This is a genomic window from Lactococcus sp. bn62 (assembly GCF_029492705.2).
GTDB classification, from domain to species: domain Bacteria; phylum Bacillota; class Bacilli; order Lactobacillales; family Streptococcaceae; genus Lactococcus; species Lactococcus petauri.
On the sequence record NZ_CP120417.1, the window covers coordinates 327,295 to 351,708 of the forward strand.

Annotated in this window: 32 protein-coding genes, 2 tRNA genes and 1 pseudogene; 34 read left to right on the forward strand and 1 reads right to left on the reverse strand. The window is 36.2% G+C overall.

Annotation, left to right across the window (positions count from 1 at the left end; all coding sequences use genetic code 11):
- Positions 1-14 precede the first annotated feature (14 nt).
- From P3G65_RS01765 to P3G65_RS01800, 8 genes are all read left to right on the forward strand, one after another.
- Positions 15-527 (forward strand): LemA family protein, encoded by a 513-nt coding sequence (locus P3G65_RS01765; RefSeq protein ID WP_284071260.1) that lies wholly within the window; start codon positions 15-17, stop codon positions 525-527.
- Between the two features lie 32 nt (positions 528-559).
- Positions 560-1,345 carry a hypothetical protein gene (locus P3G65_RS01770; RefSeq protein WP_284071261.1) on the forward strand — a complete coding sequence of 262 codons (786 nt, stop codon included), beginning with the start codon at positions 560-562 and terminating at the stop codon, positions 1,343-1,345.
- Positions 1,346-1,424: 79 nt separating this feature from the next.
- Complete coding sequence (locus P3G65_RS01775) at positions 1,425-1,847, forward strand: RinA family protein (protein WP_284071262.1); 423 nt, start codon at positions 1,425-1,427, stop codon at positions 1,845-1,847.
- Positions 1,848-2,023: 176 nt separating this feature from the next.
- A tRNA-Ser gene (locus tag P3G65_RS01780) sits at positions 2,024-2,110 on the forward strand.
- A gap of 557 nt (positions 2,111-2,667) precedes the next feature.
- Positions 2,668-2,738: transfer RNA gene (locus P3G65_RS01785), tRNA-Trp, on the forward strand.
- Between the two features lie 366 nt (positions 2,739-3,104).
- A complete protein-coding gene (locus P3G65_RS01790; protein WP_195917701.1) occupies positions 3,105-3,548 on the forward strand; it encodes a terminase small subunit in 444 nt (147 codons plus the stop codon).
- A gap of 34 nt (positions 3,549-3,582) precedes the next feature.
- Complete coding sequence (locus P3G65_RS01795; protein WP_195917685.1) at positions 3,583-3,789, forward strand: hypothetical protein; 207 nt, start codon at positions 3,583-3,585, stop codon at positions 3,787-3,789.
- Positions 3,790-3,801: 12 nt separating this feature from the next.
- Positions 3,802-4,026, forward strand: a complete 225-nt coding sequence (locus P3G65_RS01800) for a hypothetical protein (protein WP_195917686.1) — start codon at positions 3,802-3,804, stop codon at positions 4,024-4,026.
- On the opposite strand, the gene P3G65_RS01805 is transcribed toward P3G65_RS01800, so the two are convergent.
- Positions 4,004-4,225, reverse strand: a complete 222-nt coding sequence (locus P3G65_RS01805; RefSeq protein WP_195917687.1) for a hypothetical protein — start codon at positions 4,223-4,225, stop codon at positions 4,004-4,006. The genes P3G65_RS01800 and P3G65_RS01805 overlap by 23 nt on opposite strands.
- 45 nt (positions 4,226-4,270) lie before the next feature.
- On the opposite strand from P3G65_RS01805, the gene P3G65_RS01810 reads away from it, so the two are divergent.
- The 26 genes and pseudogenes from P3G65_RS01810 to P3G65_RS01935 all read left to right on the forward strand — a co-directional run bounded on the left by P3G65_RS01810 (position 4,271) and on the right by P3G65_RS01935 (position 24,287).
- Entirely contained in the window at positions 4,271-5,518 is a 1,248-nt protein-coding gene (locus P3G65_RS01810) for a PBSX family phage terminase large subunit (protein ID WP_284071263.1), read from the forward strand.
- A 14-nt stretch (positions 5,519-5,532) separates the two neighbouring features.
- Positions 5,533-6,990, forward strand: a complete 1,458-nt coding sequence (locus tag P3G65_RS01815; RefSeq protein ID WP_284071264.1) for a phage portal protein — start codon at positions 5,533-5,535, stop codon at positions 6,988-6,990.
- Complete coding sequence (locus P3G65_RS01820; RefSeq protein ID WP_213439080.1) at positions 6,977-7,951, forward strand: minor capsid protein; 975 nt, start codon at positions 6,977-6,979, stop codon at positions 7,949-7,951. The genes P3G65_RS01815 and P3G65_RS01820 overlap by 14 nt, the downstream gene beginning before the upstream one ends.
- Positions 7,952-8,034: 83 nt before the next feature.
- The gene (locus P3G65_RS01825) at positions 8,035-8,544 is read left to right on the forward strand and encodes a hypothetical protein (RefSeq protein ID WP_213439083.1); all 510 of its coding nucleotides are present in this window, start codon (positions 8,035-8,037) and stop codon (positions 8,542-8,544) included.
- Positions 8,545-8,546: 2 nt separating this feature from the next.
- The gene (locus P3G65_RS01830) at positions 8,547-8,939 is read left to right on the forward strand and encodes a hypothetical protein (RefSeq protein ID WP_195917692.1); all 393 of its coding nucleotides are present in this window, start codon (positions 8,547-8,549) and stop codon (positions 8,937-8,939) included.
- The gene (locus P3G65_RS01835) at positions 8,939-9,943 is read left to right on the forward strand and encodes a major capsid protein (RefSeq protein ID WP_284071265.1); all 1,005 of its coding nucleotides are present in this window, start codon (positions 8,939-8,941) and stop codon (positions 9,941-9,943) included. The genes P3G65_RS01830 and P3G65_RS01835 overlap by 1 nt, the downstream gene beginning before the upstream one ends.
- A 20-nt stretch (positions 9,944-9,963) precedes the next feature.
- Positions 9,964-10,278, forward strand: a complete 315-nt coding sequence (locus P3G65_RS01840) for a phage head-tail connector protein (protein ID WP_284071266.1) — start codon at positions 9,964-9,966, stop codon at positions 10,276-10,278.
- Entirely contained in the window at positions 10,279-10,584 is a 306-nt protein-coding gene (locus tag P3G65_RS01845) for a hypothetical protein (RefSeq protein ID WP_198494614.1), read from the forward strand.
- On the forward strand, positions 10,577-10,918 hold the full coding sequence (locus tag P3G65_RS01850; RefSeq protein ID WP_019335780.1) for an HK97-gp10 family putative phage morphogenesis protein: 342 nt from the start codon (positions 10,577-10,579) through the stop codon (positions 10,916-10,918). Before P3G65_RS01845 ends, P3G65_RS01850 begins: the two co-directional genes overlap by 8 nt.
- A complete protein-coding gene (locus P3G65_RS01855; protein ID WP_195917694.1) occupies positions 10,918-11,304 on the forward strand; it encodes a hypothetical protein in 387 nt (128 codons plus the stop codon). Before P3G65_RS01850 ends, P3G65_RS01855 begins: the two co-directional genes overlap by 1 nt.
- Before the next feature lie 15 nt (positions 11,305-11,319).
- Positions 11,320-11,898 carry a phage major tail protein, TP901-1 family gene (locus P3G65_RS01860; RefSeq protein ID WP_195917695.1) on the forward strand — a complete coding sequence of 193 codons (579 nt, stop codon included), beginning with the start codon at positions 11,320-11,322 and terminating at the stop codon, positions 11,896-11,898.
- 17 nt (positions 11,899-11,915) lie between these two features.
- Entirely contained in the window at positions 11,916-12,152 is a 237-nt protein-coding gene (locus tag P3G65_RS01865) for a hypothetical protein (RefSeq protein ID WP_019335646.1), read from the forward strand.
- 14 nt (positions 12,153-12,166) lie between these two features.
- Complete coding sequence (locus tag P3G65_RS01870) at positions 12,167-12,514, forward strand: tail assembly chaperone (protein WP_195917696.1); 348 nt, start codon at positions 12,167-12,169, stop codon at positions 12,512-12,514.
- On the forward strand, positions 12,448-12,873 hold the full coding sequence (locus P3G65_RS01875) for a hypothetical protein (RefSeq protein WP_157795104.1): 426 nt from the start codon (positions 12,448-12,450) through the stop codon (positions 12,871-12,873). Before P3G65_RS01870 ends, P3G65_RS01875 begins: the two co-directional genes overlap by 67 nt.
- The gene (locus tag P3G65_RS01880) at positions 12,873-16,943 is read left to right on the forward strand and encodes a tape measure protein (RefSeq protein ID WP_284071267.1); all 4,071 of its coding nucleotides are present in this window, start codon (positions 12,873-12,875) and stop codon (positions 16,941-16,943) included. The genes P3G65_RS01875 and P3G65_RS01880 overlap by 1 nt, the downstream gene beginning before the upstream one ends.
- A 92-nt stretch (positions 16,944-17,035) precedes the next feature.
- Complete coding sequence (locus P3G65_RS01885) at positions 17,036-17,659, forward strand: hypothetical protein (protein WP_284071268.1); 624 nt, start codon at positions 17,036-17,038, stop codon at positions 17,657-17,659.
- Positions 17,659-19,107 carry a phage tail protein gene (locus P3G65_RS01890; RefSeq protein WP_284071269.1) on the forward strand — a complete coding sequence of 483 codons (1,449 nt, stop codon included), beginning with the start codon at positions 17,659-17,661 and terminating at the stop codon, positions 19,105-19,107. The genes P3G65_RS01885 and P3G65_RS01890 overlap by 1 nt, the downstream gene beginning before the upstream one ends.
- Before the next feature lie 12 nt (positions 19,108-19,119).
- Complete coding sequence (locus tag P3G65_RS01895) at positions 19,120-20,004, forward strand: hypothetical protein (protein WP_270335442.1); 885 nt, start codon at positions 19,120-19,122, stop codon at positions 20,002-20,004.
- 1 nt (position 20,005) lies between these two features.
- On the forward strand, positions 20,006-20,257 hold the full coding sequence (locus P3G65_RS01900) for a hypothetical protein (RefSeq protein WP_107106027.1): 252 nt from the start codon (positions 20,006-20,008) through the stop codon (positions 20,255-20,257).
- 2 nt (positions 20,258-20,259) lie between these two features.
- On the forward strand, positions 20,260-20,376 hold the full coding sequence (locus P3G65_RS01905; protein WP_019291619.1) for a CD1375 family protein: 117 nt from the start codon (positions 20,260-20,262) through the stop codon (positions 20,374-20,376).
- A complete protein-coding gene (locus tag P3G65_RS01910) occupies positions 20,376-20,798 on the forward strand; it encodes a hypothetical protein (protein WP_284071270.1) in 423 nt (140 codons plus the stop codon). Before P3G65_RS01905 ends, P3G65_RS01910 begins: the two co-directional genes overlap by 1 nt.
- A gap of 16 nt (positions 20,799-20,814) precedes the next feature.
- Positions 20,815-21,156 carry a hypothetical protein gene (locus P3G65_RS01915; RefSeq protein WP_173817298.1) on the forward strand — a complete coding sequence of 114 codons (342 nt, stop codon included), beginning with the start codon at positions 20,815-20,817 and terminating at the stop codon, positions 21,154-21,156.
- Between the two features lie 5 nt (positions 21,157-21,161).
- The gene (locus P3G65_RS01920) at positions 21,162-21,374 is read left to right on the forward strand and encodes a phage holin (protein WP_165719023.1); all 213 of its coding nucleotides are present in this window, start codon (positions 21,162-21,164) and stop codon (positions 21,372-21,374) included.
- Positions 21,375-21,953, forward strand: a pseudogene (locus P3G65_RS01925) (N-acetylmuramoyl-L-alanine amidase); the annotation flags it as partial.
- A 551-nt stretch (positions 21,954-22,504) separates the two neighbouring features.
- The gene (locus P3G65_RS01930; RefSeq protein WP_284071271.1) at positions 22,505-23,167 is read left to right on the forward strand and encodes a hypothetical protein; all 663 of its coding nucleotides are present in this window, start codon (positions 22,505-22,507) and stop codon (positions 23,165-23,167) included.
- Positions 23,157-24,287 carry an XRE family transcriptional regulator gene (locus tag P3G65_RS01935; RefSeq protein ID WP_284071272.1) on the forward strand — a complete coding sequence of 377 codons (1,131 nt, stop codon included), beginning with the start codon at positions 23,157-23,159 and terminating at the stop codon, positions 24,285-24,287. Before P3G65_RS01930 ends, P3G65_RS01935 begins: the two co-directional genes overlap by 11 nt.
- Positions 24,288-24,414 lie beyond the last annotated feature (127 nt).

Sequence of the window (24,414 nt, forward strand, 5' to 3'; positions counted from 1 at the left end):
CAATTGGTGTATTCATGGGATTATTACTAATCCTTGCACTGACAAGTACTTTAATCGTATCAAACGTTAATAATAGAACAGTTGTCCTTGAGGAGGCTGTTAGTAGCTCTAAATCAGATATCAGTAAAGAAGAACAGCGGCGAGTTGATTTATTTAATAACTTAGCAGATTCTGTTAAGTCTTATAACAACCATGAGTCTGAAACACTTAAAGCAGTAACTGAAGCACGTAAACAAGCAGACAAAGGAAATACTCATGAAGCTATGAAGTCTTTGAATGTTGTTGTAGAAAAGTATCCAGATTTAAAAGCACAGTCTAATTATTCTCAAATCAATAAAGAATTTAGTATGACAGAAAATCGTTTGGCCAACTATCGTGAATCTTATAATTCAAGCGTGAAAAGCTATAACAGATATGTTCGGTCATTCTTTCCTAAGATCGTACTGAATATGACAGGATATGAAAAAAAAGATTATAAATATCTTGATTTCCATGTTGATAATAAAGATGCTAGAGATTTATTCTAGAGGTGCAGATGAGAAAATTAATCATTGGAATAGTGCTCATATTATGGGCCATCATTGGAATAGTATCTTTAAAATGGTACAACAAAGACTTTGCTAATAAAGCAGACAATAGACACTTTTATCAAAGTGCAAATCGTATCGATAATAAAGAAGACTTTGATTATTTACTTGATACTGGTGGTGGTCGTTCTATTGTTCAAGCTGATCTGTCCGCAGTTGATTCTGTATCACTACCTCAAGTAAACACTGGCAAGAAATATGCATCAATCACAGCAAAGTATCAGGAGTATCTACCACACACAGAAACTTATACTGAGACTCATACCGACAGTAAAGGGAATGTGACTACTGAAGTTAAAACACGAACTGTATGGGAGTGGGAGAATGTCGGAAAAGAACATAAAGAAGCTAAAACTCTCTCGTTCTTTGGCCATAGCTACTCTTCTAATTTGTTTATGTTAGAGAAGTATGAAGAAGATATTCCAGTTAAAGATATAATCAAAGGTTCTAAGGAAACTGGCAATAAACAGTATACTCAAAGTGATAAGCGGACAATATGGTATGGTGTACCAGCTAAGTTTGGTACAACATTCTATGCGGACTTGACAGACAAGGGATTAAAACCTATCCAGTTTCCTAATCAAAATAGAGATAAACAGGTTAGACTACATAAGAACCAACCTATAAAAGTATTCTTACAAGATGAATTGGAATCAAATACATCTCATCCAATTATTTGGACGATTATCACAATTGTAATAATGACTGTTGTTGCATTAGGTGCAGTTGGTATTGCGGTCTATGTTGAATCATATTAGTCAGCAAAAAAGCCCGTTCCAGCGGGCTTAGGTAAATGTTTTGTTCTATCTAAATTATATCACATAAGGGGGGAAAGTTTTGGCTGATAAGTTAGATAGAATTATTGGAGATTATGTCAATGGTCGATTGGATGCCAGGATAAAATCTATTGAAAGTAGATATCTCTACCGACAAAAAGTAGATAATCTAGGAATTCGAACAGCATATTCTGGTGGATCTGAGCCAGAAAGCAGTACATTAAATAAAGAGGCTTTAGAAAATGACGAAGAATTAAAAGCATTGAAGGAACTTAAATATCAGTTTCAAATATGGTATGAGCCTTTAATTGACACTGAAAAAGAGATAATTAAGTTAAAGCACTGCGGATATGGTGGTTTTCCATGGTATCGAGTAATGATGGAACTGGAAAATCAAGGAATTGATATTCCAATGAAAAAAGCTAAGTCTATTTATTATAGATTCAGAAAAGACATTGATCCATTTATTGGATATTGTATTTAGGTAGGGTCATTTTGGGATAAAAAAGACTTGAAAAAGGCACGAAAACGGAGCGTTAACCTCTATTTTCGGTGCTATACTTGTATTATGAACAATTCAGCAGAACACAAAATTGTAAGTCTCGGTGAACAAAAAGTGCTGAAATTGTTAAACGTTGCTGGACGGTAAAACCAGCTTCTGGAGAGTTGACAGAGTGGTTTATTGTGATCGGTTGCTAACTGATTGTAGCTTAATAGCTACCAAGAGTTCGAATCTCTTACTCTCCTTTTGTGCATCTCGGTTGAAGCAAGGTGATACTTGTCCGAGAGCCTTCTAAGGGCGACCGAAAGTCCTAAAGTAGCTAACAAGAGTTGAGGTGATAGCCTCTTTGAGATGTTACCTGTGAGTTGTGAAACGTTGCAGGACTAGTAAAAGCTAGTGTGAAGATGGAGGTGTGCCACAATAACATAATCATAGAGCATAAGTCTTTTCGTTGGATAGAAGTAAGCACATGCCGACAGGATGATGACTTTACCAGATAAGGACAAGCGTGATAGCCTTGTCAAACTCTGGACTAAATCAAACAATCCGATTTGCCGTGAACAGAAGAAATTCTGGTATAAGAAAAGCGCTTAGTATGAGTAGCACAAGGCAAACAAACAGATAATTATATGAAAGCATATCATAACAAATCTGTATCGTGTGAAAGTTGGTGGGTTTCGTTCCCAGCCCTAACATTAAAAGCAATAGGAGCTTAAGGAGTTGCTACTTTAAGTAGAGCCTATTGGGTTAGTCGCTTAATAATGAGAGTGTTGTTGTGGTTGGAGAAAAACCGCACAATTAAAGGTTATTCGTATAGTGGTAGTACAACAGTCTCCAAAACTGTTAGCGTTGGTTCGATTCCGACATAACCTGTAGGCATAGATATCGCACATTCATGTTAAGTGTTTACGACGATATATTATGTCGAGTCCATAGTAAGGCAGTCACGACTTCAGTGGCATTGTTTACGATATTGGGCGCTTTTGTTGTCTATCTCGTCATAGACCTAGCTGATTAATCTACCGACATTCTAGAACGTCATAAGGTTACAGCGTAGCAAGCATGGTACGGAAACGTAGGCGCTTAGGGTTCGATTCCCTAACTTGCTATAGCAGGTACTTACAGGGAGTGCCTGACTCTAGAAAATACTTATAAACACTATCCTGTTAAAGCTGTCAGAAATGGCGGCTTTTTATGTTGATGAAAGTAGAAAGAGAGGTGAGCGATTGAGTGGCTAAAATGACAATAAAACAGAAGAAATTTGCAGACTATTATATTGAAACTGGGAATGCCACTCAGTCAGCTATCCGAGCAGGTTACAGCAAGAAAACAGCCAATAGAATTGCTACTGAAAACTTGTCAAAACTTGTCATTTCAGAATATATTCAAAAAAGACTTAAAGAGCTTGAAAAGAGTCGACTGATGACCGTTGAAGAAGCTCTGTTACTTTCTAAGTCAATCGCAAATGGAGAACCTCAAACTTTTATTTATCGTGAGTTAGATCCAAAAACAGATGAAGTTTTGGTTGAAGAGAAAAAACAATACTCGCCCAAAATAGAAGAGCGACAGAAGTCTATCGAGCATATTCTTAAAGTGAATGGTGCTTTTGACAAAAAAGAAGCCGCAACCAATCAAGATGATGAGTTGAAGCGACTTGCAGATAGTTTGGAGAAATTGAAATAGATTTACCACAATTACAAATAATAAGGAGAAAATCATGAAAACAAAAACACTAGTTATCGATGAAGAGAATCAAGGTGCAAAATATGTTGGTTTAACTGTCGAGCAGTTGATTAAAGAAACTGTCAAAAATATCGATGATAACGTAATCTCAGTTGAAATAAAAAAACGCCACAAAATTGACGAGTTGGAAGAATGTATGACTGATCCAAGTCAACTTTTTGTTGATAAGTGTTCAATATAGGAGAGTCTAATAATGAAAATAGATATTGATTTAGCAAAACATGATTTTACACTGGTAGGAAAAGGAAGCGGAGGCACATTATGCATTGATGGGGCACCTTTGCAAAGCATAGAACATATTTCATATATAAGCAGATCTCCAGAAGTTTCTGTTTTGCAGATTACAATACATGAAAAAAAGCAATTCCTCATGTCAGGAAGAATTGCTCGTGTTCTCATTGAGGAGAACGAAAAGTAAAAGTAATGTCGAATCCATAATGCACGTTTACATCATGTCCAACTTTAGATAGAAAATATTGAATGTGTTCACGAGTATCCAACCCATCAAATATCATTGCATTTACTTCGAATGATGGTTCTTTATTTTTCTTAGCTTTATTGTACATGTCTGTCAAAATAGCAAGTGATTGTTCAATTTCTAATTGGTTTTCTTCCATAAGTTCCTCCTTTCAAAATAAATTATAACAGATGAGGTAGTTACAATGAAACTTACTAAAAAGCAAGATAGAATACTCAGGGAGTTAAATAATAATGATGATTGGCATATCTTAATCAATCATGGGGCGAAACGTAGCGGAAAAACTGTTCTAGATAACCTGTTGTTTTTGAAAGAATTAGCACGAGCAAAGCGCATGGCTGATAAAGATGGTGTAGATAATCCACAATATATTCTCGCTGGATTTACACTTAGTAATATAAGGCAAAACGTTATCTTAGAGTTAATAAATATGGGAATAGATATCAAATATGACAGGTACAATAATTTTAAATTGTTAGGGGTAACTGTTGTTCAAACTTCTACTGGTAATGTCAGCGGCATTGGTCGTATTCGTGGTATGACAGCATACGGAGCTTATATAAATGAGGCAAGTTTATGCCATCGAGAAGTGTTTGATGAGATTATTGCACGGTGCTCAGGTAGTGGTGCTCATATTATTTGTGATACCAATCCAGATCACCCAGAACATTGGTTGAAAAAAGATTATATTGATAATAAGGATAATCCGCGTATTATTAATCATCACTTTGCATTAGACGATAATGAGTTGCTTGACCCAGATTATAAACGTAATGTGAAACTATCAACCCCACAAGGAATGTTATATGACCGTGCAATCAAAGGCTTGTGGGTATCTGGTAAAGGTTCTATATACGGTCTGTTCGATAGAGAAAAGCATTATATGCCTTTCTCAGAGATGAAAAGTATTCATTTCGAACGTTATGTTGGCGGTGTCGACTTTGGTTTTTCAGAGGGACACAATGGCGTTGTCCTTGTGTTTGGAGTTAAAAACGATGAATACTACCTTTTAGAAGAACATGCGCACACAGGGCTTTATATTGATGCGTGGTGCGATATTGCTTTGAAGTTAATAGACGAGTATGGAGACATGCCGTTTTTTTGTGATTCAGCTCGTCCAGAACATGTCGCAAAAATGAGAGATAAAGGTATCCAAGCTATATTAGCCAATAAGAAAGTTCTAGCAGGGATTGAACATATCTCGAAGCTTTTTTATCAATCAAAACTATATATTTCTGAGGATGTCAAAGTATTTAAAAAAGAAATCTATAACTATGTCTGGAATGAAAAAACAGGTGAACCTGTCAAAGATAATGATGATGTTATGGATGCCATGCGCTACGCACTGTACACTGACAGCATTGTCAATTCTGGAACTAAAGTTACATCGGATGAAGGCGCCGAGAAGATACATAAACTGAGTATATATTAGAGAGGGTGAGGATATTGGAAAATCCATTTATAAATAAAAAATATGATAAAAGTGCCAACTATCAATATAGGTATAGAAGCCTTGATGACTTGTTAGAAAATTTAAATGACTTGGTATCTTTCATAAACGATCATAAAGAAAAGCAGCGGAAACGACTATCGGTTTTAGATGATTATTATGAGGCTCAAAATACAGCTATGTCTAAACACAATAGAACAAACAAGTATGAAGAAGAGAATATAAAAGTTTTTCATAATTTTGGTAAAGTTATCACTCAGTTCAAGGTTGGATATACAACAAGCAACCCGATAAGGCTAAAACATATTGATGATAATATATTGGGCCTACTTACTGAGTTTGATAAGAATAGTGATATGGCTCGACATAACAGCGAACTAATGCTTGATATTTCTAAGTATGGCAGAGCATATGAGCTTGTACAAGATGATCGAGTGACACTCCTTAATGTCTTTGAATGTTTTGTTATCTATGATTATGCAGTAGAAAAAGAACCAATTGCTGGTGTGAGATATATTACTTATCCAAGTCAAGGTAAGGAGTCAGAAGAAACACGAGTTACACTTTACACTCATGACGAAATTATTGAGTATTCATTATCCGGTGCGGAACTAAATGAAATAAGTTCGACAAAGCACTTCTTTGGTGGTGTTCCTCTTATTGAATATCAAAATAATCGTTCACGCTCCGGTGACTATGAAGATTTACTCAGTCTGATTGATGCCTATGATTTAGCTGAAGCTAACACAGCTAACCATTTAAATGATTTGGTGAATGCTGTGTTGGTTATTAAGGGAGATATCCGTAAGCTTAAAGATACTGATGAGTATAAAAAGATGTATGCTAACAAAGTTATTTTTGCTCAAAGTGGATTAGATGCTGACGGTAAGCCAACTGAGGTGGATGCAAAGTATATTTATCGAACATTAGATGTACAAGCCATCGAAACATATAAAACTCGACTGAGAAAAGATATCTTCTCACTTTCAAATGTTCCGGACTTGACGGATGAGAATTTTTCCGGCAATGCGAGTGGTGAGTCCATGAAGTATAAGCTCTTTGGTTTTCAACAAGCTACAGCTTCAACAATGAGTAATTTCAAGAAGTCCGCAAAAGAACGTTATCAATTATTTGTTAATGCTCATTCTACACGTACTGCACTAGAAAACTATGTTAAAACCTATGAATTAGATTTTGATGAAAGTATGAAAGATTTGAGTGCTCTTGAAATAGTATTCAAGCCTAATATTCCGTATTCTGTTGTTGATGAAATGAACATGCTGATAAATAGCGGCACACCAGTTTCAACACAGACAAAATATAGTCTTGTTTCCTTTATTGATGATCCACAAGCTGAGATTGAACGAGTTGAAGAAGAGCAACACTCAAATGAGGGTGCTGCAATTGATGCTTATTTTGATAATCCAGGAGATGTAGCTCATGAAGAAGAATGATTATTGGGCTCAACGTGAGCGTGAAAATATCATTAATATAAAAAAGCGCGAGAAGGAATTCTCTCAGTATGTAAAATCTGAATATCAGAAAACTATCCAAAATATTAATTTAGAGATTGAAAAAGAACTCAATCGTTACTTGGAATCTGAAAAGATAAGCATGGCTGATTTCATGAAAGCTGCGGACAAGATGGATGTAAAAGCATTTAACAAGAAAGCAGAAGAGTATGTGAAAAACAAAGACTTCTCACAAAGGGCAAATGCAGAGTTAAAGCTTTATAACTTGAAAATGCGTGTTAATCGTTTGGAATTGTTAAAAGCTAAACTCTCATTAGAGCTTGATCAACTGCATAGCCGGTTGGAGCCAAAATTCAAAGAGTTTTTAACAGATGAGGGAATCATAGAATATCAAAGACAAGCTGGAATATTAAGCAGTTCTATAAACATAGATAAAAAATTAATAGAAGAGCTTGTCAATGGTTCATTCAATAATGCGAACTGGTCCACTCGTTTATGGCTGAATATTGAAGATACAAGGGGATTGTTAAAAAAAGCCCTCAATGAATTGCTTTTACGTGGCGTTAATCCTAGTAAGTTTGCAACAGAATTGATGCGATTAATGCATCCTTTAGAAGTATCAAAAAGCAACGCTTTACGTTTATTGATCACGGAAGGGGCAAATATCCAGCTTGGAATTCAATTGGATAGCTTCAGTCAAACAGGTTTCACAGAATATGAATTTGTAACAGAACCTAGTGCTTGTGATAAATGTGCTCCGTTGTCTGGTAAAGTTTTTCCTATTGCCAAAGCTAATGTTGGAGAGAATAGAGCGCCTATGCATCCTTTTTGTAGATGTTCTTCTCTTCCACATGAGAGTGAGACTCATCTAAAGGACATTCTTGGGAAAGACTACTGGAAAAGAAGGCAAGCGAACATAGAGCGTAATATTCAACGTAATTAATAAGTCACATCTTGTGGCTTTTTTAATGCCTTTTTATCAGTGCAGGCTTTAAAGAACACTGAAATACAAAAGGAGGGGCAAATATGCCAAAAAACAAAAAAAGCTTACTTCAAGCTCTGAAAGATACTTTGAATTCATTCCAAGATATTGCAGAGACAGAAGAGGAGCAAGAAGCTGTTGATAACATCCAAGATGATGTTGAAAAACTAGAAGAGAAGTCAGGGGAGCAAGTGGCTGAATCGGAAAACGATACCGAAACAGATACTCAGACCGATGATAACTCTGACGAACAAACAGAAGAGGTTGCTGCAGAAACTTACAGTGTTGAGGAAACTAAACCAATGCTAGAAAACTTGGCGCTGTCTGAAGAATCCGTAAAAGAAGCTTCAGAATTTATTGCGACTTTGCCAAAAGAAACTGCAGATAAACTTGTCCCTCTTCTGAAAAAGGTTCTTGATGAAACTACAGCAACATCAATTCAAACATTGCTTTCAGATACGAAAAGCAAGAAAACAACTGCAAGTTCTAAAAAAACAGGACCGAGCCTTGGCCAACGTATGGCCGCTGAAGCAAACAAACGAAAAGGAGCATAAATATGTTTACACGTAGCAAAAAAAGTTTTGAAGTAATTAATTTTTTACAATCTCAACACTTCATCAGTTTCACACATCAAGTTGATGCAACGCATCCTAACAAAAATGAAGATGGAATTATTCCAGCCGGATCGTTCTATCCTAAAAATGATGCATCAGCTATTGGGATCACAATTAGTGATGCTGATGTGTCAAATGGAGAACAACCTATTGGGGTTATCGTTGAAGGATATGTTCTTGGGGATCGTCTTCCAGAACAACCTACACCAGAAGCTAAAGCAGCATTGACGGGTATTAAATTCTATCTTGAAAATAACCAACCAGCAACAACAGATACAACTGCGAAAGCAGATGCAGCTAAAACAGACAAAGATACAGCAGGAGGAACAAAATAATGGCAACAATTAATGACATCATTACACCACAGGAACTCATCACATTCTCAAATGAGTTGACAACAACAGAGTATCTTGGTGACAAACTTTTCCCTTCAGTTAAAGTACCAAGCTTTACTTTCCGTGATATCCGTACAGGTAATCGCACACCAGTTGTTGCATCAGTTTCAGCTTTTGATGCTGAAGCGCAAATTGCGAGCCGTGAAGGTCGTATGACAGACATGGAACTTGCTTATATCAAACGTAAAATCCGCTTGTCAGAAGAAAATCTTCTTACACTCAAAGCACCAGGTTTCCAACAACAGCAAGAACTCGCTATCCGAAATATTTTCAATGATACTGAGCACATGATTAATTCTGTCAAAGCACGTATTGAAGCAATGCGTATGGAAGTATTGACAAAAGGTAAAATCACAATTGATGAAAACGGCATTAAGAGTGTTGTTGATTACCAAATGAAAAAGGAAAACCAGAAAAAAGCTGACTGGTCAACTGAAGCTTCTGATCCGATTGCTGACATCATGAACTGGGTACTTGAAGCTGATGTTGAACCAGATGAAATGATTATGAATGGCTTGACAGCTCAGAAAATTCTCCAAAATGCTTCAGTTCAAAAGAAATTTGAAAAATCAAACACAATGGCGACATTGACTGGCTTGAATGATTATTTGACCGCAGCTGGATTGCCAACAATTCAAGTGTATAACAAAGCTTATCGTAAACAATTGGCAAACGGTAAATATGAAAAACATCGTTTTGTTGCAGATGGAGATATTGCTTTCATCCCTAGTGGTTCACTTGGTTCAACTGTATTTGGTATGACCCCAGAAGAAGCGCGACTTGTTACAGGTGGAACACTTGACTCACAAGCAGGGAACATCTACACAATGATTTATGAATCTGGATTAGATCCTATTGCAACTTGGACAAAAGCAAGCGCAACTTCTATGCCTTCATTTGTTGAAGCAGACAATGTTATCCAAGCAAGTATCAAATTAGCTTAAAAACATAAGGAGAGGTGCAAGTGGCTATAAAACAAATCAAAACGCTATTAGGAATATCAGACAATACTCAAGATGAATTGTTGGAAACAATAGAAAGTTTAGTCACTTCACAACTTTCTGTGTTGATTGATAGACCTGAAATACCACCTGAGCTAAATTTTGTCATCACAGAAGTTTCTATTATTCGATACAACCGAAGAAAGAACGAAGGAATGACGAGTTATAGCCAAGATGGTGAGAGTATTTCCTATGCTGACAACGACTTTAAGGCATATTTGGATATTATATCCAAGTACAAAGAAAAAGCCCGTGCAGGCAATGTGTGGGGGTACTAGATGCGGTATGACACTTTAGTAACTTTAGTTTTTGCTGAAAATAGTGGAAAAATTGGAGCTGAACAAACAGAACCAGAAGAAACAAAGATTTTTAGCAATTTATCTGAATTGGGAGCCGAAAAATCACAACTTGTTATTGGTAACTTGAAAGATGAAACAAAAGTTTTGAGGACTATAACAAGATACGAGAAACCCGTTACGTATATCATAGTCAATGGCTCAAAATATAACGTTGAAAAGAGAGTGAACTATGATAAGACAAGTACTTTTTATATAGTCAAGCAAAAAGGTAGTGGTCATGGCTGATTATGAAATCTCTCTCTCAGGTCTTGAGGACCTCCAAGAGGCAGTTGCTAAGAGGGAAGATTTGAGTGATGTAAAAGAAGTTGTGAAAAGAAACGGTGCGGATATGTTTAAAATATCTCAATCCAGAGTTCCGGTAGACACTTATACCTTGAAACGATCTGCAAAATTAAGTAGTAGAGACGGTGGTATGAGTATCTCTGTTTCTTATAACACTGAGTATGCAGCGTATCAAGAATATGGCACACGCTTTATACCCGGAAAATTTTATTTACAACTGGCGTTTGAGTCTGCATCTTCAAACTTCATCTCAGATTTAGAAAGGCTTTTTAAATAATGGAAATACTCAATCCTCAAGCAGAACTGACTAATGCTCTTTTACATGTCTTACCTCTCCTGGACGTGGATACTTATTTTTACTTACCTCAAGAGGCAGTAAAATATCCGTTCATTGTTGTTGGGGAGCAGTTGGCAACAGGTACTTATACCAAGGAAAGACCTATTGTATCTTTAAAACAGGTTATTCATGTTTATGCTTTGGCTGATGAATTACCGTATATTCAAAGGTTGGTTAAACTTATTGAAGCAACGGTGTTTAACTTGCAAAAAACAGAAAATTTTAATTGGATTAATACGCTTGATGAAGATGTCCTTTTAATGGACGACAGCACCAAGGACCAATTATGGCATGCAGCAATTACTTTTAGCTGCAATTCAAATTAAGGAGAAAAAACAAAAATGGAAAAAGCAATCCAAGGACTGAAACAGGTCCTCTATGTTGGTTTAGTAGAAGAACGAGGTAAAGTGGAAGGTCGTCGCCTTGCTTTACAAATTACTCACTCGCTAAAAGAAGAACAAAAAAGTGATACGGTTGCCACAAAAGACGGTAATATTGTAGCTCCGTCTCCTTCGACATACACAGTAGAAATGGAGTTTTTGGAATCTAAGAGTGAGCTTGTTAAAATGCTGCACTATGCAGAAGAAAACAACAAGGAAGTTGATGTTTGGGAACTTGATTTATCCGAAAAGAATGCAAACGGTATGTTTGATTCAAAACAGGCTTCTGGCTATCTTAGTGGCTGGGAAAAAACAGCGGGTGTAGATTCCAATGTATCAGTAAAAACTACCTTCACAGCAAATGGTAAATTTGAACGTGGAGAAGAAGATATTGATGCAGGAACTGTTGCTAAAATTACCAAATACATTTCTTTGAAGGACGGAGAAGAAAAAGACAGTATTCCAGAATACGTTCCAAAAGGAAGTGAAGAAGTCGCTAAGGCGGATTCAGCTAAAACTGATTCTAGTAAAGTTAAATAAGAAAGGTAACAGAAAAAATGGCAAAACATACATGGACACCTGGAGAAGTGATTTCTTCAGCATTACTCAATGATTTAGAAGAACGTGCCAGTGCTACTCCAGAAAAAGGAGATCCTGGTAAAGATGGGGCAGCAGGTTTAGGTGTTAAATCTTTGGCTTTAACCACTACTGATGGAAAAGTAACAGCAGGTACTGTGACATTTACAGATGATACAACCGCAGAAGTTACTGTTACTGAAGCACCAGCTAAATAAAGAAAGGGTAAATCATGATTAAAATTAACGGTAAAGAATACAATCTATTTTTTGGTATGAAATTTCTTGAAGAAATTGATCGTATCTCTGATAGGGATCTTAATGAGGAATTGGCTTATTTGCTTGCGACAGCAATCTATGATATGAATCTTTTGAGTATCGCAAAACTTGTGAAAGCATGTTTAAATACATATCCAGAAGTTACACCAACAGATATTGATGCATGTTTGGAAAGCGAATTAGATGATAAAGGGCTGACAAAACTTGTGGGTTTTTTAAAGTCTACAGCGAAAGCTTGCAACGCTACGAAGAAGGTCATGAAAGAAGTAGAGAAACTGGCCAAAGAGAACGAACTAGCTTAAAAGTAAACAACGATGAAGCTCGGGCAGTACTATTGCAGTATTTTCCGGGCTTTTCTTTGTCAGAAATTGACCGCATGTCTATGGAAGAGATAGATATTCGTCTGAAAACTATTGAGTTAATAGATTTGAAGTGCAAGGATAATCAAGTCCAGTCTGCATTCATGAAAAGGGTAGTTAATGTTACGGAAGAGCGTAATGGACAGACTTTTTATAAATTCGATACACCGGAATCTATATTTGATTATAAAAAAGCCAAGTTGGCTGTTTTCGGGAAGATACCAGAAGAAGATAGGACAAAAATAGAAGAGTTAAAACGTAATGAACAACTCTTTGAAGAAATATTTGGAGAGGAGGCATAATGGCAACACAAAAATCAATTGAAGCAGTGTTAAGAGCACGGGATGCAAACTTTAGCTCAACATTTTCCAAAGCTACAAATATTCTTTCTAAATTCAGTGGTTCTAACCGTTCAGCAACAGGTTCTATAAAAAATATAGTAGGTGCTTTAGGAGTCTATAAGGTGGCGAGTGCTGCCGCTTCTATGGTAACAGGACAATTTCAATCAGCATTATCACGTTCTGATACAATGCAGAACTTTACTCGAAATATGACAGTTATGACTGGTAGTAGTTCGAAAGCAAAGAAAATGCTTGATGATCTTACGGTAGCTACAAAAGGAACAGCATACGGTTTAGATTCTGCGGCTAAAACTGCTCAAGGGTTCTCTACGGCTGGCCAGTCTATGGATAAGGCCACTCGAAATACGAAGAATTTCATGAATGCAGTTTCCTTCTATGGGAATGGTACCAATGAACAGCTTCAACAAGTAACACTCCAGATGCAACAAATGGCTGCAAAAGGCCGTGCGAATATGGGTGATTTAAACAGTGCTGTTCAAGCAGGTATTCCAGTTTATCGTATGTATGCAGAAGCAACCGGTCAGTCTACTGAAGATGTCATGAATGCCTTGAGTGACGGTAAAATCAGTGCAGAAGATTTCTTTGATGTACTTGATAAGGTCTTTAATGAAGGCACAGAAAGTTTTCCTAAGATTTCCAATGCTGCTAAGGAAGCTGGTGCGACCTGGAAGGGTTCATTTGACAATATGAAAGCTGCCACAACACGTGGTGTACTTTCAGTTGTAAATAGCATGGACACATTATCAACTAAGATTACTGGTTCAAGTATCAAGGAGCATATTGCATCACTCGGAAATATTTTCGAAAGCAATCTTACAAGTATGGGGAATAAGGTCCAACAGTTAGGAGATATTATAGTTCCCTATGTTCAAATTTTCCAAACTGAGTTCGCTGGAGTAGGCACAAGTGTAGTCAATGCTACGAAAAGTGTTTTGAGTGCTCTTGGCGATATGTATGGGGGATTTGGAAGTGCGCAATCAGTTCAAAACTTTGGGGATATCGTAAAGTTAGTTGCAGATAAAATAAAGGATGCTTCAGCATGGATACAAGATCATAGCAAACAAATTGCGATTCTCATTCCACAGGTAGCCAAACTTGTAGCCGCTTATAAAGGTTTACAGTTTATTAGTAGTTTGGCTCTTCCATTCGTTCAGTTTGGAGAAACGGCTGCAAAAGGAATTGAAAAAATCTTCATTGGTAGTAATTCGATTGGTGGAAAATTTACAGCTAAGTTCATTACTCCAATGATGTCGGCAATGCAGTCCGGAACAGAGAGTTTAATGATTAGAGCAATGCTATTTTCTGATGCATTCAGTAAAGCTTTTGAACCTAAAGGATTAGGGGAAATCAATAGTAAATATTTGAATTTCTTTAAAGGAATAAGTTCGGGAGCTAATAGTGCATTTCCGTCATTAAGCAAACTTTCTAATGGATTTAAAACACTTGGATCGTCAATTGTTCATCCAGTGACATCACTTAAAACACTGAGTGCCAGTCTTATTGCTACAAGTACTGCAGCAGGAGGAACTGGAACAGTCGTGCATGGCCTAGGTGTTAAAGCCTCATCTGGATTTAAAACAATGGCAGTTAGTGGACTTGGTTCTATGAAATCGATAAGTGGTGTTCTTTTATCCACAGCTGGCATATTTGCAATTGTTGTTGCAGCAGTCGCAGCAATGGCTACAGCTTGGACAACTAACTTTGGGAATATTCAAGGCTTCACGAAACAAGCTTTTGCAGGCATGAAGCCCGCGATTGATTCTATTAAGAATTCTTTATCTAGTTTAAAACCTATTCTATCTGGTGCAGGAGATGCTTTTAAAACAATTGGTGCAATACTTATTGGAACAGTCGTTGTTGCAATTGCAGCAGTGGTAGATGCTATCCAGTTATTAATTGCAAACTTTAAATCGGTTTGGGATGTAACTAAGATGGTTGGGAGCGGTATAAAAGGTATTTGGAAAACAATTACTGGGGATACCAAAGGTGCTGAAGATGCTTTTAATGAAGCCGGAGAAAGCTTTGATAAAGCTAAAAATAATTACAAAGATGTCTGGGATAACTCAGCTATCCGAGGAACTATTTCAGCTACAAGTGAACTAGGTAAAGAAACAGATAACACTTCTGACTCACAAAAGCGACTTTCTCAAGCTATGGATAGTACAAAGGCAAGTGCTGACCAATTAAGTGGAACATTTTCTAAGCTTAATCAGGCGACACAAGACAGTGCTCAAAAAATGCAAGAAGCATTTGGCGATAATGAAGTGATGCAGAAATTCAATGAGAAGAGTCTTAAACTTATTGAAGAAGGTGGTAAACAACGTCAAACTGCTGTTGAAAAATACAGTCAAGCAATCGCAAATGCCGAAGGTAAAAGTGAAAATGAGCGCCAAGGTATTATGCAAAAAGCTAATGCTACCTTGATGGCAGACTTCCAAAAGAGTCGCTCAGATTTACTAGCAGTAAATAATGAATACAGTCAAATGCTTAAGAGTAATACGGATAAGTCTGGTAATCAGCTTACCGAATCGCAAAGAGTAGCTTTGGTAAATTCACGTAATGCTGTAGTCGAAGAATTAGGAACAACTAATCAAACTTATATTGATAAGCTCCGTGAGCGTATCGAATTAGGGGATTCTATTAGTAAAGAGGAAACGAACACAGCCTTAACGAACCTTCGAGATTCTAACTCACAACAAATTGAGTTGATCAATACGAATAATCAAGAAATTCAGAACCTTAAGCAGGCTCAAGCTCAGTCTAATGATGAGATGGAAAAAGCAAGTTTCCAACAAGAGATTATTAACTTGCAAAATAAAAATCAATCACTAACTGAGGCTCAGACAACATTTGGGCAAAATTGGCTTGCACTTCAAGCTGCACAAAATCAAACAACTGCAGAACAGTTGGCAGCCGCTTTGGCGAACGAGAAAAATCTGACTGACCAAAATCTTTTAGGTATTCTTGAAAGTTACAGAAGTAACGGTGCAAGTGTTGCAGAACAAATGACGATTATGGCAGCTATGCTCCAAGAAAAAGGGGTAGAAGGTGCGACTAATCTCGTAACAGCATTGAAGTCAGGAGATGTTAAAGCTGTTGGCGCAAGTATTACTGCGGATGTCAAAAAAGGATTAGGAACATTGCCACCAGGCATGTTTAGTGATGGTGAAAAAGGGCGTCAAAATTTCATTAATGCTTTGAAGCAAGGAGATACCAAAGCTGCAGGTTCCTATCTTAAAGATGGTGTAACTAGCGAGACGAGCAAGACAGCTCAAAAGACAGCGCAAGATGGTAAAAATGCTGCAGATGCTCATAATAAAGGTGTCGAAAATGGAAAAGGTGGCGCAAAAAATGCGGGTTCTTCACTTGCTGAAAATGCAAGTCAAGGAGCTAAAACCAAAACCAACGATTTCCGAAATACTGGGCAAGATGCTGGTATGAATTTTGTTCATGGTATTGAATATCGAAGAGGAAGTGCTCAAAATGCCGGAACTTCTTTAGCTAACTCCGCAAAAAATGGAGCTAGTTCTGTAGGTGGATTTAATTCTATTGGTAGCAATATGGCTTTAGGCGTTGCAGATGGTATCAATGCAAGTGCAGGTTCTGCAGTAGCAGCAATGCAGTCATTGGTATCGAGAGTGAATGCCGAAGCGAAGAAAAAGGCTGAAATTAAGTCTCCCTCACGCCTGTTAAAACGTGAGGTTGGGTCATTCCTTGCTTTAGGTGTGGCTAGTGGTATTGAAGATAAGACAAGAAATGCAGTCAATGCAATGCGTGACTTAATTCAAAAAACTAGTGATGTAGCTGTACAGGGCTTTGATGTTGATCTAGGATTTTCTGGAGAAATTAAAAGTGACCGGTCGGTACTTAATAAAAAATTGGATGATTTAATCCAAGCTACAAGAGAAAAATTAGTTCTTGATGGAGCAGCTATTGTAGGTGGACATCCAGATACTATAGATAAGCTAGGATTTGATAATTATCAAGATAGGGGGCGTTTGTCATTTTAGAAATTAAAGAAAAAATACAATTTGCAGATTTTGACAGTAAATCTCACGGCCTGTATCTTACAGAACGTTCAGCCCCAACCCCCAAGGAAAAGTTGGTCACAGTTTCTATTCCTTATACAAATGGGGAGAGTGATTTTTCTTCTATATTTGGTGAGCGTTTTTTTGAAATGCGGAAGATAGAATATAGATTCATGGCAGTTGTTCCATCCTATGCTAATAGAAAGACAATAGAAAACACGATCAAACGTGAACTGATGATGTCAGACTTTTCTAAGCTTTATGATACCCATGATAAGGACGGCTATTGGTATGCAAAATGTGAGAGCGTGAATGTTGATGACATCCACGATAAAAATGAGATTGCAGTCTCTGTTAGTTTTATTGCCCGTCCATTTTTTATTGTTGATAGCGATGCAAAACAAGATTTGTGGAATGAAATGTGGTATCCAGATAAATATGAGCAGCAACTCTCTTTTAAAGTGGAATACTTTAAAAATATCCACTTATGGAATGGATTTGATAAATCCATTAGTCCCATAATAAATTTTGAAGGAGAAGATGGTTCTGGAGCAATTAAATATCTGGATCAAACGTTTCCACTTGTGAAAGGAAGAAATGAATTTTTTGATTTTCAGTTATTAAAGGGGGTTAACGATTTACAACTCATTGGTAATGGAGTATTCAATTTTAGACTTCTTGGTGAGGTAATGATGTAATGTATAGAGTTATTTGGTACGAGGATTATAAAGACACGAAAGGGCGTGTAATTCACGATATTTCAGAGGCTGCTTCTAAACTTGCGACAGGAGTCATAAAACAAGAATTAGGAAGTATTCCAACTTTTACTTTTACTTCAACACTGTCTAATCCTAGTTATGCAAAATTAAAGCCGCTTATAAGCTTGATTAAGGTTATTAATACAAGAACAGGGAGAAAAGAGTTTGAAGGTCGAGTTCGTAAAATTGAAAACTTGAAAATGGATAGCTCAGGTAATTTCACTCAAGCTGTTCAATGTGTTGGATTTCTTGATTATCTTCATGATAGTTCACAGCGCTTTAAAGATGTTTCAGTAAGTAATCTACGAGCTTATTTGGAGACAATTATCAATAGACACAACCAAACTGTTCAACCTCATAAACGATTTAAACTTGGGGAAGTTACAGTAAGTAACAATACAGGTAATGTTTACCGAGGTATTGGTTATGAAGATACATTTGACACCATAAAAGACAAGCTAATAGATAGACTGGGCGGCAACCTTATTCTGAGAAATCAGAATGGAGAAATGATACTTGATTATATTGCTGAATATGGTGTGAAAGTCAATCAACCGATTAAAGTTGCTAGAAACATGATTGAAGTTGCTAAGTCAATGAATTCTGATGAACTTATTACTCGCATTGTTCCTACTGGTGCGGAAATTGAGAAACCAGAAAATGATACATCAATTCTTGCAAGGGAACGATATACAATAAGTTCTGTAAATGGGGGTAAAGATTATATTGATGATGAAAAACTCATTGAAGAATTCGGGATAATTGAAAAATCTGTAAATTGGTCAGATACTAAGCAACCTAGCTATTTAAAAACTAAAGGGGAACAATATCTCCGAGACCAAAGGGTCGCTTTAGTAACTTGGGGTGTAACAACAGTCAATCTTGATTTATTAGATGACCGATACCAACCTTTTGAGTTGGGAAATTATTATCCGATTGATAATAAATTTATCTCAGATGTCACTTATCAGCAAATTGTTGAAAAAACAATAGATATAAATCAACCGCATAAGATTGATTTAGTTCTGGGATCCAGTAAACAAACTCTATCCGCATTTCAATTGCAGTTCAGAGGTTTTTCTGATGAATTAGATAATGCAAAACAAAACATTGATAATTCAAGAAAAAGTCTTGATGAACTCAAAGCCGAGGCAGAAGCTCTAAGAGAAATTGCCAATAGAGTTCCAGAACAAGAAAAAATGTTACGAGAACTTGAGGAAGAAATTGCAAGACAGGAACAAATCAATAAGGAAAAGCAAGAAGAAATTGCAAGGTTGCAAGAAGAGCAAGCTAAATTGATTTCTGAACAAAGTGCAAAATTATCTGACCAGCAAAAAATAATTGATGATCAAGAAAAAAGAATAAAAGCTTTAGAAGATAAAAAATAAGAAGGGAGTTACATGTCTAAATATGATGAATTGTCAAAAGATTATGTGCCGCTAAAAACAGAACCTGAAATAAAACCCTCTGAGCCGAACGATGAAGACTACCTGACAGACTTTGAGGATTTTAATCTTGAAGAACCAGAATATATTGACAAAGGACCTAAAGATGAATATATTCTTGAGCTATCCGAAGGTATGTGGACTAAAGCAAGTTCAAAAGCAGTTCGAAAAATAATTTACTTATTTATGCGCTGGTGTGGATATTGGGTCTTAAATTTAAAAAAATGGATAGAACAATATAGAAAACGTCAAGAGGATGTAGAAGAGCGACAAACAAATCTTGAAAATGACTTTAAAAATGTGATTGCTAATGCTACACAGGATAGTGAAGTAATTAATGCCAGAAGTAGTGAATATTTTGGGGACTTCACGGTACTTGATGATCGTATTGAAAACATTGAAAAGCTACTTATTGCTTTTGTTCCTCAAGGGGTGCAGATTATGATTAGTCGTAAAATGAATGCCTTACCTTCAGTATATATTGACACATGGGAATACGGTTTAGGAAATGCCCCATTGGGAGAGGAACCGGATGGAATGTTTGGTGGAACAATACCAAAAATAGTAGAAAATAGAATCGTTTCATGGGCCAACAATGAACTTGTTATTCAAGTTGCTTTAGATTATGAAAATTTTAAATTCAATTATCGTCCGGAAAGTGGAGAATACCTTCTCTTTGATGGTGTAAGAAGTTTAATGGTCCACGTTGATGGGGGCGAACCTATTGGAGAAAACACAGACGAAAGCCAAGTTGTTATTACCAAAAATAAAGCAACACCTACGCAAGATAACTTGTTGCAAAGACTTGTTCAATTAGAAGAAAAAATAGAGGGGAATTAATATGTCAAAGACAGTATATAAAGTAACAGGTAAAAATTTCACAGAATGGCAAGCTCCAGACAATGAAATTATTGCTCGACCTTTTACCGATATTAAGCCACCAGAAGAAGCAGGAAAGCTTATAACAGGTTTTGACTGGGTTGAGAATAAGTGGGAAACGGTAGATATTGTTTCTCCAGAAGAATTTGAACAAGCAAACCTAGCTATTTTTGAGTTGGCAGCAAAAGTAAGTCAATTAGAAAAGGGGAAATAATCATGGTGGGATTGTACGTTATGTATATAAAAAAAGGCGCATATAAACTAGAAGATGTGCCAAGTCTGTGGTATGCGGAAGTTGTTGCAGAATTGAAAGAAGAAGGGTGGTTCAACTAATGGAAAAGCTAGAAAAAATATATCGAGGAATGGCTAATGGTGCAGAAGCTATTGATTCAAATTTTCAAGAAGTATCTAAAACCCTAGACGGTTTATTAAGTGATTCAGGTTGGCAAGATATTGAGACAATGAATGGGTTTAAATCAGGAACATTTCCTTTACAGTATCGTATTTTTAACAAAAATCTTTATTTAAGAGGACGTATAAATACAGTAACGACTACAGCTGGGACAAGTGTTCAGTTTGGCAAAATACCTATTAATATTGCTCAACAACATGAATGGCTTGGACGTGTTATCTCAGCGACGAATCAGGTCAGCATTAGTCTGTCTAAATCGGGTGCGCTAAGTTTAACACCAGATGCAAATATGGGGAATAATTTTCAAATTACGGGGTTTGATACAAATTGTCTTATTGATTAGAGAGGAAAAATAAAAATTGGAGTTAGAAAAGCAGGTTAAACAGCACGAAGACAAACTTAAACAGCATGATAAAGAGTTGTCTCGTTTGAATGATTTTACTATTCAAATGCAAAAGACAATGAATGAAGGTTTGACTAGGGTTGATGAATCAAATCGTTTTTTACGTGAGCAGAATACACGACAGTCAGAACAAAATGCAGAAATTCTTCAAGCAGTTATTAAGCGGAATGACACATCAGATGAGCGCCAATTTCAAATGAAAATTATAGATAAGCAAAATTTTTGGAAGGCAGTATTTGCTATTGGGGGTGTTGCAGGAACTATAATTGCAGCATCTTTAAAATTATTGGGAGTATAATCAAAATGAATTTAAATAATAAAACGTATAACATTATCAAATGGGTAGTACTAACAGTATTACCAGCTCTAAGCGTACTTGTTGGGGCTCTGGGTAAAGCTTATGGATGGGAGAGCACAGATTTAGCAGTGCTCACGATAAATGCTGTAGCAGTCTTTTTTGGAGCAGTCACAGGTGTAAGTGTTCTAAATTATAATAAACAACAAAAGGAGGATTAAATGTCTTACAACATCAAACAACAAATCCGAACTGATACACCTCAGGTCGGTTATGCACCATATCGGCAAATACATGCTCATTCTACAGGTAACTCTGGAAGCACTGCACAAAATGAAGCGGATTATATGAGTCGTAAAGACCTCAACACGGGATTTTATACCCATGTGGTGGGAAATGGTCAAGTTATCCAAGTTGCCCCAGTAAATCGTGGAGCATGGGATGTAGGAGGTGGATACAACTATGAAACTTATGCAGCAGTGGAGCTAATTGAAAGTCACGGTTCAAAAGAAGAGTTCATGAGAGATTATAAAATTTATTGTGAGCTACTCTTTGATTTGGCTAAGCAAGCAGGTATTCCAACTACACTCGATACTGGAGATTTAGCAGGTATCAAAACACACAATTATTGTACACATAACCAACCTAACAACGGTTCAGACCATGTGGACCCGATTCCTTATTTATCGAAGTGGGGGATCACGCAGCAACAATTTGCGAAGGATATTGTAAATTGTAAAGGAAATTCATCATCAAATAATAATGGAATAAATAAAAAAGGAGAAAATAAAATGTACGTAGTAGATGCAGAAAAAAATTCATATTTAGTAACTTCCGAAGGAAAATATATGTGGCTATCATCGAAAGCCAATCGTGATGCTTGGGCGAAAGTATGTCCTGTTGTAAAAATGAAAGATTCAGAGATGAGAGCAATGTTTGGTCATAAATTAGGATAAAAAATTTTAAGATTGCGCTCTGGCTTCGGCTGAGGCGTTTTTTGTTTTATTAGAACAATAGTGATATAATAGTTGAGAAGAATAAATTCTTCATTAATGACACCTAGCCCCTTCACGCTAGGTGTTTTTATATTTGTAATAATGTTTGTTTCATGTTATTATGTCTAGGTTAAGATTAATAAATTTTACCCTAGCAATTGTGCTGAGGCTTTTTTGTTTCATTTAAGGTCACGGATCTATAATAAGCCTATCCTAAAAATTTTTCATAAAACCACTCCTAATGTCCGGTCGATTGACTGGGCGTTTTTTTTTGATAATGTCCGGTTGACGTTTTTATCAAAAAATGGTAAAATGGTTGCGTGGTAGTGTTGAGGTAACCTTAGGAGGATAAAATATTGGGGATTTTAGAAAATCACTTAACGGATAAATGTGACAAAAACTTGCCAGGAGTATTAAATGTAGGCATTCAAGAAATGCAAAGATACTTTGATCAGAACGTAAGAAACCATGAACTCTATGGAATGAGGGAAGCAAGAAATTCTTGGGGACCTATTCGTAATGCATTAGCAAATGTTTACGTGAGAAAAACACTGGATTTGTCATCTGTGACTTACGATGTAGAAGAAAATCATGTTACTAGTAAAAAAAATTCATATATTCATTTTACTTACATAGTCAATGGAGCTACGGTGAATATTTGTAAAACATCTGGTGGCATTTATTTTCCAAGAAAAGCCATATATAGACAGATTGAAAGCCGAAAAAATAAGGATTTTACTTTATTTGAAGATCCCGATAAGATCTTAAAAGATGCCAAAAACTCCACAGATGAAGCTAATCTTTTGCTTACTTATGGGGGATTTAATTATGATTTAAGTCATGTGACCCTAGGATTACCTGTTGCAGGAGAATTAAGATGGTTAGACACTATGGATATTAAAAATGCCAATTACTTAATGAAAAGCAATGAGGAAATTATTAATGAATTAAATCTTACCCTTACAGATGAAGCAGAAGAAATAGTCAGAAAAGGGATAGAAAAAGGAAATGGAAGATAAATTCAATCATAAACAGTTAACTTCAGCTAGACTGGCTAGAGGTATGAGTATGAAAGAACTTGCTGAGAAGATTGGAGTATCTAGACAAATGGTTTCTTATTATGAATCTAATAAAAAGAATCCGAGTGCAGAAACTTTATTGAAAATTATGTTTGTATTAAAGTTCCCTAGATCTTTTTTTTCAGCCACAAATGATAATATAGCTGGCGGAGCTACTTTTTTTAGAAAGCAAAGTTCGACCACGAAGAAAACTAGAGATATGCAGAAAGAACATTTAAAATACCTCGTTGGCATTTTTAATTCTCTTTCAAGATACGTTAACTTTCCTAAAGTTAATTTACCTGAACTGGTAGATAAGGATATTTTTGAGATAACTGATGAAGAAATAAAGTCTAAAGCAAGTGAATTACGAAAAGTTTGGGGGCTAGATTATTCTTCTCCAGTTAATAATCTCATAAGTTTAGCAGAAGCAAATGGTATTATTGTTTCAGAATCTACAGTATCTGATAATACACTCGATGCTCTTTCGCGTTGGATAGTTGATAGACCCTTCATCATGTTGACAAATAACCAAGAAGCTAGTGTTAGACGACGGTTTAATGTCGCACATGAAATAGGACATATTATATTACATAATTCTATAGAAAGTATATATGACTATTCTAACGTTGAATTAAAGAATATAATTGAGAAACAAGCTAATCTCTTTGCCTCTCATTTTTTATTACCAGATGAAGCATTTGTTGATTCTATTCTTTCTACCTCTCTAGAATATTTTGTTGATTTGAAGAAACATTGGAAAGTGTCTATTCAAGCAATGGTATATAAAACACATTATTTAGGATTATTAAATGATGATCGCTATCTTTATTTAAGTAAACAAATATCTATTAGAAAGTGGAGAACAAAGGAGCCATTAGATGATATAATGGCGATTGAAAGACCCTCTTTACTTGAAAAAGTATATAAGGTAATCATAGATAATAATATTGTTACTAAAAATGAATTGAACCAAAGCTTTAATTTACCAATTGATGAAATAAAAACTATGATTGGGAATATAGTAGTTCCCGGCGAACTGGAGACGCCAAATGAACCGGTTCTTCGTTTAGTAAAATAGCAAAAAAGCTACGTCTTGCCAACGTGGTTTTTTCATATTGTTTTGAGCTAAATCTAAAAAATGTTAGTATTAAATCAGGTTAGTTGATTATCTTCATAATCATTTTAAACATCCGCTACTCCCGTTG